The 14,259-nt window shown below is 71.0% G+C and carries 13 protein-coding genes and 1 pseudogene; 12 read left to right on the top strand and 2 right to left on the bottom strand.

Going from position 1 to position 14,259, the window contains the following annotated elements:
- Window positions 1-26 precede the first annotated feature (26 nt).
- The 4 genes from lnt to ACH5AF_RS06950 all read left to right on the top strand — a co-directional run bounded on the left by lnt (window position 27) and on the right by ACH5AF_RS06950 (window position 5,244).
- On the top strand, window positions 27-1,652 hold the full coding sequence (gene lnt / locus ACH5AF_RS06965; RefSeq protein ID WP_398900389.1) for an apolipoprotein N-acyltransferase: 1,626 nt from the start codon (window positions 27-29) through the stop codon (window positions 1,650-1,652).
- Window positions 1,653-1,890: 238 nt separating this feature from the next.
- Complete coding sequence (locus ACH5AF_RS06960; RefSeq protein WP_398900388.1) at window positions 1,891-2,373, top strand: NUDIX hydrolase; 483 nt, start codon at window positions 1,891-1,893, stop codon at window positions 2,371-2,373.
- A 55-nt stretch (window positions 2,374-2,428) separates the two neighbouring features.
- Window positions 2,429-3,232: a 3-hydroxybutyrate dehydrogenase gene (locus ACH5AF_RS06955; RefSeq protein ID WP_398900387.1), complete on the top strand. Its 804-nt coding sequence runs from the start codon at window positions 2,429-2,431 to the stop codon at window positions 3,230-3,232.
- Window positions 3,233-3,315: 83 nt separating this feature from the next.
- Entirely contained in the window at window positions 3,316-5,244 is a 1,929-nt protein-coding gene (locus ACH5AF_RS06950; RefSeq protein ID WP_398900386.1) for a helix-turn-helix domain-containing protein, read from the top strand.
- Between the two features lie 72 nt (window positions 5,245-5,316).
- On the opposite strand, the gene ACH5AF_RS06945 is transcribed toward ACH5AF_RS06950, so the two are convergent.
- Window positions 5,317-6,702, bottom strand: coding sequence for an MFS transporter (locus tag ACH5AF_RS06945; RefSeq protein WP_398900385.1), 1,386 nt, complete (start codon window positions 6,700-6,702; stop codon window positions 5,317-5,319).
- Between the two features lie 408 nt (window positions 6,703-7,110).
- On the opposite strand from ACH5AF_RS06945, the gene ACH5AF_RS06940 reads away from it, so the two are divergent.
- From ACH5AF_RS06940 to ACH5AF_RS06905, 8 genes are all read left to right on the top strand, one after another.
- Entirely contained in the window at window positions 7,111-7,386 is a 276-nt protein-coding gene (locus ACH5AF_RS06940) for a DUF2933 domain-containing protein (protein WP_398900384.1), read from the top strand.
- A 434-nt stretch (window positions 7,387-7,820) separates the two neighbouring features.
- The gene (locus ACH5AF_RS06935; RefSeq protein ID WP_398900383.1) at window positions 7,821-8,147 is read left to right on the top strand and encodes a hypothetical protein; all 327 of its coding nucleotides are present in this window, start codon (window positions 7,821-7,823) and stop codon (window positions 8,145-8,147) included.
- A gap of 190 nt (window positions 8,148-8,337) precedes the next feature.
- Window positions 8,338-9,114 carry a PspA/IM30 family protein gene (locus tag ACH5AF_RS06930; protein WP_398900381.1) on the top strand — a complete coding sequence of 259 codons (777 nt, stop codon included), beginning with the start codon at window positions 8,338-8,340 and terminating at the stop codon, window positions 9,112-9,114.
- Window positions 9,111-9,389 (top strand): hypothetical protein, encoded by a 279-nt coding sequence (locus ACH5AF_RS06925; RefSeq protein ID WP_398900380.1) that lies wholly within the window; start codon window positions 9,111-9,113, stop codon window positions 9,387-9,389. Before ACH5AF_RS06930 ends, ACH5AF_RS06925 begins: the two co-directional genes overlap by 4 nt.
- A gap of 6 nt (window positions 9,390-9,395) precedes the next feature.
- A complete protein-coding gene (gene htpX, locus ACH5AF_RS06920; RefSeq protein ID WP_398900379.1) occupies window positions 9,396-10,310 on the top strand; it encodes a zinc metalloprotease HtpX in 915 nt (304 codons plus the stop codon).
- A gap of 18 nt (window positions 10,311-10,328) precedes the next feature.
- Entirely contained in the window at window positions 10,329-10,907 is a 579-nt protein-coding gene (locus ACH5AF_RS06915; protein WP_398900378.1) for a hypothetical protein, read from the top strand.
- 36 nt (window positions 10,908-10,943) lie between these two features.
- Window positions 10,944-11,621, top strand: a complete 678-nt coding sequence (locus ACH5AF_RS06910) for an ATP-binding cassette domain-containing protein (protein WP_398900377.1) — start codon at window positions 10,944-10,946, stop codon at window positions 11,619-11,621.
- Window positions 11,618-13,138: an ABC transporter permease gene (locus ACH5AF_RS06905; RefSeq protein ID WP_398900376.1), complete on the top strand. Its 1,521-nt coding sequence runs from the start codon at window positions 11,618-11,620 to the stop codon at window positions 13,136-13,138. The genes ACH5AF_RS06910 and ACH5AF_RS06905 overlap by 4 nt, the downstream gene beginning before the upstream one ends.
- Before the next feature lie 28 nt (window positions 13,139-13,166).
- On the opposite strand, the pseudogene ACH5AF_RS06900 reads toward ACH5AF_RS06905, so the two are convergent.
- A pseudogene (locus tag ACH5AF_RS06900) lies at window positions 13,167-14,136 on the bottom strand (Acg family FMN-binding oxidoreductase).
- Between the last annotated feature and the right edge of the window lie 123 nt (window positions 14,137-14,259).

Raw genomic sequence — 14,259 nt, 5'->3', positions numbered from 1 at the left:
CAGGTCAGCGCCGTAGACTCCAGCAGGTGAGCGCCACCATCACCCCAGTCGACACCCAGCAGCCCGCGCGCGTGGGCGGCCGCCCGCTGATCCGGCGATGCATACGCCCCGGCGCCGCGGCGCTGTCGGGCGTGCTGCTCTTCCTGAGCTTCCCGCCCAGGCCCCTGTGGTGGCTGGCGGTTCCCGCGTTCGCCCTGCTCGGCTGGGCCCTGCGGGGGCGGCGGGCGCGGGCCGCGCTGGGCCTCGGCTACCTGACCGGACTCGGGTTCCTTCTTCCCCTGCTCGTCTGGACCGGCGAGGAGGTCGGCGCGGTCCCATGGCTGGCGCTCGCGGCCGTGGAGGCGCTGTTCGTCGCCGTCACCTGCGTGGGCATCGCATGCGTCGCGCGGCTGCCCGCCTGGCCGGTGTGGGGCGCGGCGGTGTGGATCGCAGGAGAGGCGGCCCGCGCCAGGGTGCCGTTCGGCGGCTTCCCCTGGGGGAAGATCGCCTTCGGGCAGGCGGACAGCGTCTTTCTGCCGCTGGCCGCCGTCGGAGGCACCCCCGTACTGGGGTTCGCGATCGTCCTGTGCGGACTCGGGCTGTACGAGACGCTGCGGCAGGCGGCAGTCGGCCGCCGCACGGGCACCGTGCCCCGCGGCCCCGCGGCCGCCGCGCTGCTCGCGCTGGTGCTGCCCCTCGTGGGAGCCCTGTGCGCCCGGCCGCTCGTCGACGACTCCGCCGAGGACGGCACCGCCACCGTCGCCGCCGTCCAGGGCAACGTGCCCCGCCTCGGCCTCGACTTCAACGCCCAGCGCCGGGCGGTGCTCGACAACCACGCCCGCCGCACCGAGGAGCTCGCCGCGGACGTGGCGTCGGGCAAGGTGCCCAGGCCCGACTTCGTCCTGTGGCCGGAGAACTCCTCCGACCTGGACCCCTACCGCAACGCCGACGCACGTCTCGTCATCGACGACGCCGTCAAGGCGATCGGCGTCCCGACCGTCGTCGGTGCCGTGGTCACCCCCGAGACGGGCAAGCTCCGCAACACGCTGATCGAGTGGGACCCCCGCCGGGGGCCCGTCGACACCTACGACAAGCGCCATGTCCAGCCGTTCGGCGAGTACATCCCGCTTCGTTCGTTCGTGCGCCTCCTCAACTCCGACGTCGACCGTGTGCAGCGGGACTTCGGGCCCGGCCACGAAGTCGGCGTCTTCGACCTGGCGGGGACGCGGGTCGGGCTCGTCACCTGCTTCGAGGCGGCGTTCGACGACGCGGCCCGCGACACGGTCACACACGGCGCGCAGCTCATCTCCGTCCCCAGCAACAACGCCACCTTCGGCCGCAGCGAGATGACCTATCAGCAGCTGGCCATGTCACGCGTGCGGGCCGTGGAGCACAGCCGGTCCGTCGTGGTCCCCGTCACGAGCGGCGTAAGCGCCGTGATCACGCCGGACGGGGAGATCGTTCAGAGGACGGGGATGTTCACGCCCGACGCGCTCGTCGCGGAGGTGCCGTTGCGCTCCTCGCTCACGCCCGCCACCCGGCTGGGCGTCTGGCCGGAGGTGGCCCTGCTGCTGCTCGCGGCCGGTGCGCTGGGCAAGGCCGCCGCTGATGCCGTACGCGACCGGCGCCGACGGGCCGAAGCGGCGGAGCGGGCAGCCCAGACAACAAGGTAGGGACGCCTGACCTCCTGCCGTCCGTACGGACAAGCCGGTGGTCTCGTGGCAGCTCCGCCGCGGCGGCCGGCCTCCGCGACGGCAACCGTGAGGCCCGGAGGCCCCGGCCACCACGGAACGGCGGGCGACCTCCCGGTAGAGGGCCTGCCTCCCCGGCCAACGATGAGGGCGACCTTCCGGCGGAGGGCCGGCCTCCCCGACCACGGAAGGGCGGACGAGGGCGGTTAGGGTCGCGGGCATGGGCACCCCTGACTTCATCCGTGAGATCCGGGCCACCGCGGGCCACCAACTGCTGTTCCTGCCGGGGGTCAGCGCCGTCGTCTTCGACGATCAGGGCCGCGTCCTGCTCGGCAGACGCGCCGACACCGGGAAATGGTCGGTCATCGGCGGCATCCCGGAGCCGGGGGAGGAGCCCGCCCGGACCGCCGAACGCGAGGTGTTCGAGGAGACGGCCGTACGCTGCGTCGCCGAGCGGGTCGTCCTCGTACAGGCGCTGCCCGATCCGGTCACCTATCCCAATGGCGACCGCTGCCAGTACATGGACATCACCTTGCGCTGCCGGGCGTTGGGCGGCGATGCCCGGGTCAACGACGAGGAATCGCTCGAGGTGGGCTGGTTTTCGCTGGATTCCCTGCCGGAGCTCAAGGAGTTCGCCCTGTTCCGGATCAAGCAGGCCCTGACCGAGGGACCAGCATGGTTCCAACCCACCATCGCGCAGTGAAGTGTGGGCGGTGACCACATCGGTTGGGAGATGATCGCTGCCTAGGGTGCACAGCATGACCGCGCCCACCACACCTGATCCCGCAGGTCCGTCCGTCTCCCTCGACCTCGGCGGACGCACTGCCCTGATCACCGGTGCCGCGGGCGGCATCGGCCGCGCCTGCGCGTTGCGGCTCGCTGCCGCGGGCGCGAAGGTCCGTGCCGTCGACCGCGACGCCGAGGGGCTGGTCGCCCTGGTGGACCAGGCGGAGGGACTCGCCGGAGCCGTCGAGGCGCAGCTGCTCGACCTCACCGACCTCGACGCCGCCGAGGCCGTCGCCGCGGGATCGGACATCCTGGTCAACAACGCCGGAATGCAACTGGTGCGCCCCATCGAGGACTTCCCGCCCGATGTCTTCCACACCGTACTGACCGTCATGCTGGAGGCACCGTTCCGCCTGATCAGGGGCGCGCTGCCGCACATGTACGCCCAGGGCTGGGGCCGGATCGTCAACATCTCCTCCGTGCACGGTCTGCGGGCCTCCGCCTACAAGTCCGCGTATGTGGCCGCCAAACACGGCCTGGAGGGTCTCTCCAAGACCGCGGCCCTCGAAGGCGCGTCGCACGGCGTGACGTCGGTGTGCGTCAACCCAGGTTATGTGCGGACACCACTGGTGGAGAAGCAGATCACCGACCAGGCCGCCGCACACTCCCTTCCCGAGGAACGCGTCCTGACCGACGTCCTCCTCAAGGACTCCGCGATCAAGCGCCTCGTCGAACCGGACGAGGTCGCCGAGGCCGTCCTCTACCTGTGCTCGCCGCAGGCGTCCTTCATCACCGGAACCTCGCTGGCCCTCGACGGCGGCTGGACCGCTCATTGACGGGGCACGCCGCCGGCAGGGACGGCAGCCGGGTTGTCCACAGGGCTGGTGCGACCCTGCCCGGGCCGGGTAATCCTGTCTCCATGTCCCTGGAACAAGCCGCCTACCTGGAGCTCCTTGCCCTTGGCGCCGCAGTCGAGGCCTACGACAGGCCCGTCCTGCTCGCCCGGGCGCACGGCGCCGATGCCGCGTCGCTCGCCGGGATCGAGCACGCCAAGCAGCTCGCGCTGCGCGTGCGTGCCGAGCTGGAAGGGCGCAGGCGGCGGGAGGCCGAGCTCTCCGCGCTCTTCGAGACGGCGCACGATCTGGCGGGCCTGCGCGATCTCGACGCCGTGCTGCGCGCGATCGTGCAGCGCGCACGCTCCCTGCTGGGCACCGAGGTCGCCTATCTGAGCCTCAACGACCCGGTCGCCGGTGACACCTACATGCGGGTCACCGAGGGTTCCGTCTCGGCGCGTTTCCAGCAGGTCCGGCTCGGCATGGGGGAGGGCCTTGGGGGCCTCGTGGCCCAGACCGCCCGCCCCTATGTGACCGACAGCTACTTCGACGACGCCCGCTTCGCGCACACCGGACCGATCGACGCCGCGGTCAGGGACGAGGGGCTGGTCGCCATCCTCGGCGTACCGCTGACCCTCGGCAGCCAGGTCATCGGCGTGCTGTTCGCCGCCGACCGCCGCGCCCGCGTCTTCGAAAGGGAACAGGTCGCGCTGCTCGCCTCGTTCGCCGCACACGCGGCCGTGGCGATCGACACGGCGAACCTGCTCGCCGAGACGCGCTCGGCCCTGGCCGAGCTGGAGCGGGCCCACGCGATCATCCAGGAGCACAGCGGCGTCATCGAGCGCGCATCCGAGGTGCACGACCGGCTCACCGAACTGGTGCTGCGCGGCGGCGGCGTCGACGACGTGGCCGCCGCTCTCTCCCAGGTCCTCGACGGTACGGTCGAGTTCACCGAGGACGGCCCGCATCCGGCGGGCACCGACGGCCGCGCCGGCCGCCACGGCGACGACTGGATCGCCGGAGTCTCCGCTGGCGGCGAGGTGTTCGGTGCCCTCGTGCTGCGCGGCCACCCCGATCTCGCCCCCGTCGACCGGCGCACCCTGGAGCGGGCCGCCATGGTGACCTCACTGCTGCTGCTGGCCCGCCGCTCCGCCCATGACGCCGAACAGCGGGTGCGGGGCGAGCTGCTGGACGACCTGCTCGACGCGCCGGACCGCGACCCCAGGCTGCTGCGGGAGCGCGCGGCCAGGCTCCGCGCCGACCTGGATGTGCCCCATGTGGTGCTGGCCGCGCGTATCGACGGCACTGGCCCCGGAGCGGGCCCAGAGTCGGCCGCGCGGGAGAGCGCGGACCGGCAGCGGCTGTGGTCGGCCGCCTCGCATCTGGCCGCGACCCGGTCCGGACTCGCCGCCGCACGGGACGGCGGCGCCGTGCTGCTCCTCCCGCTCGGCCCCGACGACACCCCGGCCTCACTCGCCCGCCAGACCGCCCGCCAACTGGGCGGCACCCTGCGCGAGTCGGTGACGGTCGGCGCCTCGTCCCCCGTCGCCTCCCCGGCCGGCGACCCCGCACCGGTGTCCGGCGCCTACGAGCATGCCCGGCGCTGCCTGGACGCGCTGCGCCTCCTCGGCCGCTCGGGTCAGGGGGCGGCCGCCGAGGACCTGGGCTTCCTCGGGCTGCTGCTCGCCGACCCGGGCGACATCGACGGCTTTGTGCGCCGCACGATCGGCGAGGTCGTCGCATACGACGGGCGCCGCGGCACGGACCTCGTCGGCACGCTGGACGCATACTTCGCCAGCGGCATGAGCCCGGCCCGTACGAAGGACGATCTCCACGTCCATGTGAACACCGTCGCCCAGCGTCTTGAGCGCATCGGCCGGCTCCTGGGCCCCGACTGGCAGACGCCGGCCCGCGCCCTGGAGATCCAGTTGGCGCTGCGGCTGTACGGCATGTCGTCGGCGGTGGCACGCCGGGAAGGAAGCCGGGCTGCCCCTCGGCGTAGCCGGTGCGTCTGACGAGCACGGGAACCGCGCGGGACCGATGGGGGCCCGCGCGGTGTCGTGTGCGGTGAGCGAACAGGGAGCCGCTCAGGCAGTACGGGCAGCATCCGCCGTGGGGGCGGGTGCGGTGTCCGCGGCGGAGTCGGCCTCGACATCGTTGAGGTCCCGCCGGCTGGTCTCCTTGGCGCATCCGATGGCCAGCACGGTGAGCAGGGCCGCGGCGATGACATACAGGGCGATCGGCGTCGACGAGCCGTGGTCCGCGAGCAGAGCGGTCGCGATGAGCGGCGCGGGCGCTCCGGCGGCGACGGAGGAGAACTGCGCGCCGATGGAGGCTCCGGAGTAGCGCATGCGCGTCGCGAACATCTCCGAGAAGAACGCCGCCTGCGGCGCGTACATCGCCCCGTGGAGCACGAGACCGACGGTCACGGCCAGCAGCAGCGAACCGAAGCTCCCCCGGTCGATCAGCGCGAAGAAGGGGAACATCCAGGCGCCGACACCGACGGCGCCGATGAGGTAGACGGGCCTGCGGCCCCACCGGTCCGACAGCGCGCCCCAGAGCGGGATCACCGCGAAGTGGACGGCGGACCCGATGAGTACGGCGTTGAGGGCGGTCTGCTTGCTCATCTCCACCGCGGTCGTCGCGTACACGAGGATGAACGCGGTGATCACGTAGTAGCTGATGTTCTCCGCCATGCGCGCGCCCATGGCGACCAGCACGTCGCGCCAGTGGTGGCGCAGCACGGAGACGAGCGGCATCTTCTCCGCCTGACCGGCGGTGGCCCTGCGCTGCTCGGCCTGGGCCAGCGCGGCCTTGAAGACGGGCGATTCATCGACAGAAAGACGAATCCACAGTCCGACGATCACCAGAACGCCGGAGAGCAGGAAGGGAATCCGCCATCCCCACGAGGTGAAAGCGGCGTCCGAGAGCAGCGCGGTGAGGGCGGAGAGGACTCCGGTGGCGAGCAACTGCCCGGCCGGCGCACCGGTCTGCGGCCACGACGCCCAGAAGCCGCGCCGCTTGGCGTCGCCGTGCTCGGACACGAGCAGTACGGCTCCGCCCCACTCGCCGCCGAGTGCGAATCCCTGCACGAGGCGGAGGACGGTGAGCAGCACCGGTGCCGCGGTCCCGATGGTCGCGTGCGTGGGCAACAGCCCGATGGCGAACGTCGCCCCGCCCATCATCAGCAGACTGAGCACCAGCAGCTTCTTGCGCCCGAGCCGGTCGCCGTAGTGCCCGAAGACGAGCGCCCCGAGGGGCCGGGCGGCGAAGCCGACGGCGTAGGTGAGGAACGACAGCAGGGTGCCGACCAGTGGGTCGGAGCCGGGAAAGAACAGCTTGTTGAACACCAGCGCGGCGGCCGAGCCGTAGAGGAAGAAGTCGTACCACTCGATGGTGGTGCCGATGAGGCTCGCGGCGACGATCCGCTTGAGGCTGGAGGGGGCTGGTGGAGCGGTCGCGGGGGAGGACATCGGCACCACTTCCTGGCGGTTGACGGGGACGTGTTCGTGTCGCCATACCGTAGGAACGCGCAGGTCAGGGGTGTATGTGGTGGGACACCATAGTTGTGGGGTCGGGTGTGCGCGGGGCCACCATGGAGGGCGCCTTCGGGCGGCGGCTGGAGCTCTGCGGGGGCCTCCCCGAGGCCCCGAGGGGGGCTGTCTGAGTTGCACTATTCGGGCATGATTTGGTGGCGCCCTGCTGACTCCCGTGCTGGTTCGGTGCTGACTAAGAGCACACGTCATCACCCGTGCCCACCTCTCCCGTGCCGACTTGGTGCTGACTACGCTGCGTAAGACTCCGGCATGTGGTGCAGATCGGGCGTTCAGGCTGCATGGTCCCGGTTGCGGCCCACCGCCCTCCGATGAAGGAGGCTCGTGATGAACGACAAGCGCAACTACGGCATGTACGCCCTCGCCGCCGCGATCGTCGTCGTCGGCGCCCTGATCGTCGGCGCGTCCCTGGAAAGCCTGGTCTGGCTCGCCCTCGTCGCCGCCTGCCCGCTGATGATGTTCTTCATGATGCGCGGTATGCACGGCCAGGGCATGCACGGCGGACAGGATCAACACCGGGACGAAGACCCTTCCCCAAGCTCTTCGAGCAGGGGAGACCCCATACACAAGCACGACCAGCACACTGGGTCCGGGCGGGTCTGACCGCCCCGCCCGGCAGGGGGTGAGTGCCATGGCTGCTGTGATCGCCTCGCTGGCCGGGGCGCTGGTCCTGGCGGGCATTGTTGACGACACGGCCCGCCTTGATCACCCCCGACGAGCCTCGTCGTCCGCCGCTGGCCCGCCTGCGCGGACGGCGCACCGCGCTGGACGCCTATGCCGCCCGCACCCCGCGTTCTCGCCATGCCACCGCCCTGTCCACAGCACCACGCCCTGCCGGGCGCCCACGCCGCATCCGGGCAGCAGCGGCGGCCCTCGCGCGCGGCCGGCTCCCACCACTCGCCGGGAGGAGCCGATGACCGGGATTCCCGTGGCCCTGCCGGCCGTGATCGTCGGCGGCGCCCTCGCCGGAATCGTGTTCCTGTTCGCCCTGTTCGCCCAGGCGGAGCGTCACCGCCGACCAATCCGACCCGGCTGGAGTGACCGAGATGGACGCCGCCGACCTGCTGATCTGGCTTCTTCTCGCGCTCCAGGTCTTGACCATCGCCGCCGGTGGGGTGCTCCTGGCCCGGCGCGGCAAGCGAGGCGTCCCGGAGCTGGACCGCAGTGTCCGCCGCACCGCCCCCGCCTTCCTGATCGCCGGGGTACTGCCCCTTCCCGCTCTGCTCGCCGCTGACGCATCAGCCGGTGCCTGGGGGCTGTGGGGTTTCGGCTGTATCGCCGCAGCCCTCGTTCACGCCGTCGCCGACACTCGCCGCGACACCCGCGCCTCTCAGGGCGCCGCTGCGGCCGGGAGGATGCCGTGACCGGCCCGGGGCACGCACCGGCCTGGGGCGGGTGGAGCTGCCGCTCCGGGAGTGTGCCCGGACAATGGAAGAACCGTGGTCGGGGCTGTGACCTGTGGCGGCAGACGCCGTCACGCACATGCTCGCAAACGGCCCGGCCGGTCTCTCCCGCACCGCCCAGAATCCGAGAGGCGAGAGGAAGGCGGTCGTCATGACCAGCATCACTCACCGTATCGCCGCCCTGTTCCGGATCAAGGCCAACAAGGCGCTGGACCGGGCCGAGGACCCGCGCGAAGTGCTGGACTACTCCTACGAGCAGCAGTTGGAGATGCTGCGGAAGGTACGACGTGGCGTGGCCGATGTGGCGACCAGCCGCAAGCGCGTCGAATTGCAGGTGAACCAGTTGCGGCAGTCCACGGGCAAGCTGCAGGACCAGGCTCAGCAGGCGCTCGGTGCCGGTCGTGAGGACCTGGCCCGTGAGGCGCTCACCCGCCGGACGGCCGTGGGCTCGCAGATGACCGATCTGCAGGATCAGCAGGCGTCGTTGCAGGCGCAGGAGGAGAAGCTGACCCTGGCCGCACAGCGCCTGGAGGCGAAGGTCGACTCGTTCCGCACCCAGAAGGAGACGATCAAGGCCACCTACACCGCGGCGGAGGCCCAGACCCGGATCACCGAGGCGGTCACCGGCATCGGTGAGGAGCTGGGTGATGTGGGGCTGGCGATGCAGCGCGCCCAGGACAAGACCGAGCAGATGCAGGCCCGCGCCGGTGCACTCGATGAGCTGATCGCCTCCGGGGCGTTGGAGGACGTCACGCTGCCGGCCGGGCGGGACGACATCCAGGCCGAACTTGAGCGCATGAGTGCGGGTCAGGATGTGGAGATCGAGCTGGCCCGGATGAAGGCACAGCTGCCATCCGCTGCCACCCCGGCAGCGGTGGAGGGCCCTGATGCCCCGAAGAGCACGTCGGACCGGGAGGCGACGTCATGATCATGAGGATTCTCGGTGAGGGCCAGTACGAGATCGCCGAGCAGCACATGGACCAGCTCAACGAGCTGGACTCGGCCCTGCAGTCCGCTGCCGACGCGGGCGACGAGGCGGCGTTCACTTCTGCCCTGTCGGCCCTGCTGGACGCGGTGCGCAGCCTGGGCACGCCGCTGCCCGACGAGAAGATCACGCCGTCCGACCTGGTGCTGCCCGATGAGGGCACCAGCCTCACGCAGGTGCGACAACTACTGTCCGACGAGGGTCTGATCCCGGGGTGAGGAGAGATGCGCAGCCGCTTTGAGCCCGATCGGCAGCTGACCGCCCGCATGGTGGTCACCATGTTCCTGCTCGGGCTGGTGTACGTGGCATTCATTGCTGCGCTGATCGTGCTGCTCAAGTCCGTGGTCCTGGTGGTCGTCATCGCTGCCGGGCTGCTGGGTGCGCAGTACTGGTTCTCCGACCGGATCGCCCTTTACGCGATGCACGGCCGCCTGGTCACGGCTGATGAACAACCTCAACTGCATGGCGTGATCGACCGGCTGTGCGCCGCCGCGGACATGCCCAAACCCCGGGTTGCCATCTCCGACATGGACCTGCCAAACGCATTCGCCACCGGCCGCAACGCCGACCACGCCGTCGTCTGCGTCACCACCGGACTGCGGCGGCGCCTGACGACCGAGGAGCTCGAAGGCGTTCTCGCCCACGAGCTCTCCCATGTCGCGCACCGTGACGTGGCGGTGATCACCATCGCCTCGTTCCTGGGCGTGATCGCCGGCCTTATCGTCCGCTTCGCCTTCTACTCCCAGCTGTTCGGAGGGGGCCGGCGCGACCAGAACACCGCCGTCGTACTTGTAGCAGTCATGGCGGTTTCCGCTCTCGTCTACGCGCTCAGTTTCCTGCTCATCCGGGCGCTGTCGCGCTACCGCGAACTGGCCGCCGACCGCGCCGGAGTCATGCTGACGGGCAAGCCGTCCGCCCTGGCCTCGGCCCTGACCAAGGTCAGTGGGGACATCGCCCGCATCCCGACGGAGGACCTGCGCACCGCGCAAGCGTTCAACGCGTTCTTCTTCACCCCCGCCCTCGGACCCGGCACGGCGGTGGCCAACCTGTTCTCCACCCACCCCAGCCTGGAACGCCGCCTCGAGGCCCTCGCGGAGATCTCCGCCGAGCTGGGCGAACCGGGCAGCCGGACGCTATGAGAAGGAGTTGAGGCCCCCGTGGGTTTCCTGGATTCCCTGCTCGGCCGGTCCAAGCCGGTCAAGCCCGACCTGGACCAGCTCTTCGGCCTGCCATCGGCGGCGATCACGCTCCAGGCGGCCATCGGCTTCACCCCGACCGGAGCCGGCTCGGTGTGCTTCGCCTCCATCGAGGGCGGGGCATTCGCCCAAGTCCAGCAGGAGGTAAGGGCCCTGCTGGACGCGGACTCCGAACGGGCGGGTGCGCCCGTGGAGTTCAGCCGTGACGACTTCGGGTACTCATGGCTGCTCTCCCGCCGCGATCCCGACAGCCTGCCCGCGCTGGTGGGGGATCTGCACGCGGTGAACACCGCTCTGCAGGACGGCGGCTTCGGACCACAACTACTCTGTTCCCTGGTGTCCTTCTGCGACGCCGAGCTGCGCCCCATGGCACTGGTCTACCTCTACAAGCGCGGCACCTTCTACCCCTTCGCTCCGCTGCCCGGCCATAAACGCGACAACCCGCTGGAACTCCAGGTCAGGGCAGTGGTCAAGGACGACCTGCGCATCGAGCAGGATCTGAGCCGTTGGTTCCCGCTGTGGGGAGCCCCCGGCCTGTGAGGGCCGACGACGTCATCCGATGCGGGGAGGTGGCACGTGACAGCAGTTGGCGCCCGTCGTGACGACGGGCCACCTGGCGACCGGTCGGTGCTGGCGGCGGCCGGGATAGAGAAGACCTACCGGCGTGGTGTGTGGCCCGCCCAGCGGCGGGTGCGGGTGCTGCGAGGCGTTGACCTGGCGCTCGCCCCTGGCGAGGTGGTCGGCCTGGTCGGGGAGAACGGGTCCGGCAAGAGCACCCTGATGAAGGTCCTGGTCGGGGCCCTGTCCGCCGACGCCGGCTCGGTGACCCGCAGTGGGCGGCTGGGCTACTGCCCGCAGGAGCCAGTTGTCTACGAACGCCTCACCTGCGACGAACACTTCGAGCTGTTCGGCCGCGCCTACGGCTTGACCGACCAGGCGGAGCGCCGCGCTCGCGGGAAGCTATATGAGGCGCTGGGGTTCGAGCGGTATGCGGCCATGCGCACCGACCGCCTGTCCGGCGGCACCCTCTCCAAGCTGAACTTGGGCCTGGCGCTGCTGGCCGACCCGGAGGTGCTGCTGCTGGACGAGCCGTACGCCGGGTTCGACTTCGACACCTACCTGAGGTTCTGGGACCAGGTCGCCGAGCGGCGCAAGCAGGGCCGAGCGGTGCTGATCATCAGTCACTTCGTCATGGACGAGGAGCGGTTCGACCGGATCGTCGAGCTGCGCGACGGGCGGGCGGTGCCGCGATGACGACCGTGTCCACGACATGGCTGCTGGTGCGCCGCTTCCTGACCGAGGCGGCCCGTACCCCGGTCAATCTGCTCACTCTCGTCCTCGTACCCGTGGTGTTCGTGGTCGTGGCCGCCGCCCCACTGGCGGACGCGGCCAAGCTGCTCGGCGGTCCCGGCGGGCCCGCGGTGCAGACTGCGACGGCCGGATGGGCGGCCGGATTCATCGCTGCGATCGGCATGTACTTCCAGACCCGCGAGGCGCGCGCCGCAGACCGCCGCCTGGTGCAGGCCGGGCTCGCCCCCGCCCGCCTGGTGACCGCCCGTATGGTCACCGGACTCGCCCTCGCCCTGCTCGCCGCAGCGGCGGCACTGACGGCGCTGGCCGCCCGCACCGGCATGGGCGGCGAGCCGGGCCGCGTCGTGGCAGGCACCCTGATGTACGCGGTGATCTACCTGGCCATCGGTGCCCTGATCGGCGCGCTCGTCGAGAGCCCGGTCAACGGCACAGTGCTGGTGCTGTTCGTGTGGATCCTGGACGTCTTCTTCGGCCCCGTCCTCGGCGCCACAGACCGCCCGGCCACCCGGATTCTGCCCACCCACTTCGTCACCCTGTGGATGGTCGACCTGCCCTCCGGGCACGGCGGCCGGATCGGCGACCTGGGCTGGGCCCTCCTGTGGGCCACCGCGGCGCTCGCCACGGCGTGGGCGGTCATCGCCGCGACCAGCCGAACCGCCCGATCCCGCAGGCAGGGCGGTCAGATGACCACCGGGATACGCATGGGCCTGCGGGAAGCGGCCCGAAACCGGGTGCTGTGGGTCCTGCTGATCGCCGTACCCGTGATCTTCGTCCTGCTCGCGGTGGCCACCACTCCCGACGAGTCAACGACGATCAGCGTGCGCGAGAACGACCAGACGCTGATGGGGGAATTCTGGCTGCCCGACGTCCACGGCGGCACCATGGCCCCCATCGCGATCGCCTCCCTCGCCACGCTGGCGGGGCTGTTCACCGTGCTCGACGCGCGCGCCGGGGACCGGCGCCTGGCCCTGGCCGGCTTCCGGCCGCTGTCACTGCTGACCGCCAGGCTGACCGTGATCGCCCTGGGCGCGCTTGTCGCCACGGCCGCGTCGCTGGTGGTGACGGCGACCGTGTTCGATGCCCGCCAGTGGAGCTGGTACCTCGCGGCGAACATCCTGATCGCCCTCACCTACGCCCTCATCGGGGTACTGCTCGGTCCCCTCTTCGGCCGGGTCGGCGGCGTCCTGATCGCCTTCCTGCTGCCCTTCATCGACGTGGGCATCGAGCAGAGCCCCATGCTCCATCCCACCCCGCCGGCCTGGGCCCACGCCCTGCCCGGCTACGGCGCGAGCCGCGTCCTGACCGACGCGGCTCTGACCCCTGGCTTCGACGAGACGCAGAGCCTGTTGATCGCCCTGCTCTGGCTCGCGGGTCTCGCCCTCGCTGTGACGCTGCTGTTCCGCTCCACCATGCGCCCGGCCGGTGCAGCCCGCGTCGCCGCGGGACGCCAGGCCGCTTGACGACGAAGCACGGTGTCCGATTGCTCTTCTACGGCTCGATGTCGAGCACGTCTTCCACCGGGCGGCGTGGTGTCACCAAGCCCTGCTTGCCGTAACCCAGACGCAGCAACCATCTGCACAAATCCCATCGCCGACTGAGGATCGCGTACAGGCCAGCGCAGTTCCGGCCATTCCAGGGCGTGGGACGTGAGCGAGGTCGCCAGCCCGTCCAGGGTTGCTTCGAGCAGGACGCGCTCCATCGCCTGTCCCGCCGTCAGCCAATCCTCCGGCCGGTCGCCGGTCCAGCAAGGCAAGATGCGGCTTGCTCTCGAATGTGGCGACCTCGCGGGCCGGGCACGGCGTGCCCGGCCCGCGAGGTCGCGCACCGGGGCCTTTCCGTCCCGCTTGCGCGGGCCGAAGGCGTTGTCGGGGATTCCGTCGGCCGATGTGGCGGCGCTGTCGGGCCCGATACGGGTCCAGCGGACGAGGTCCTCGAGCTGGCCCGGGTCCAGCGAGGTCGCGTCCCTCGGCGTCGTGCACCAAGTCCAGCACGGATTCCACGTGCCATTCGGAGGGAAAGAGCAGCCGCGCTCCTTCCCACAGGCAGCGCCGCGCAGGGCGTCCTGTACGGCCTGGGGTATGTCCTCGTCCGAGAACGGATAGCGGCTGGTGTGCCGACGGCGGATGGCGGGGTGCGGTGGGGCGAGCTCGGTCTCCGGGCACGTACGGGATCGGTCAGCTCCACCGTCGCGACGGCTGCAGCCGAGTGGTGGGCTCCCAACCCGCGTGCGCGGCGGCGACTGCACGTTGAACAGGGCCGCGCCGCATCCGATGTGGAGGGCCCGGGTGGTGGGGGCGGCATGGGGAATGGTCCCCTCGGGGTCCGAGCGGACGTGGAAAGTGCGGGTGCCGCGGAGGTAGGGGAACTTCCACGGCTGCGCGTTGTGCATGGACGGTGCGGCCGCGGCGTCGCTGACGAGGGTCGTCACGGTCTTGCCGTCGAGAGGATATGCGGGCACCGGCGACCTCCCTCCGGGAGCCGATCGGCGTGGCGCAACAGCGGCCCGCCTCCCTTCACGGTGGTCGCGGCGCGCCCGCACCGCAGAGGTCAACTGCCGTGATAACGTCACAAATGATCCTTT

The sequence above is a fragment of the Streptomyces sp. NPDC018833 genome, assembly GCF_044390825.1.
Taxonomy (GTDB): Bacteria; Actinomycetota; Actinomycetes; order Streptomycetales; family Streptomycetaceae; genus Streptomyces.
Note: the sequence above shows the minus strand (reverse complement) of the source record. Positions and strands in the feature narration are given on the sequence as shown.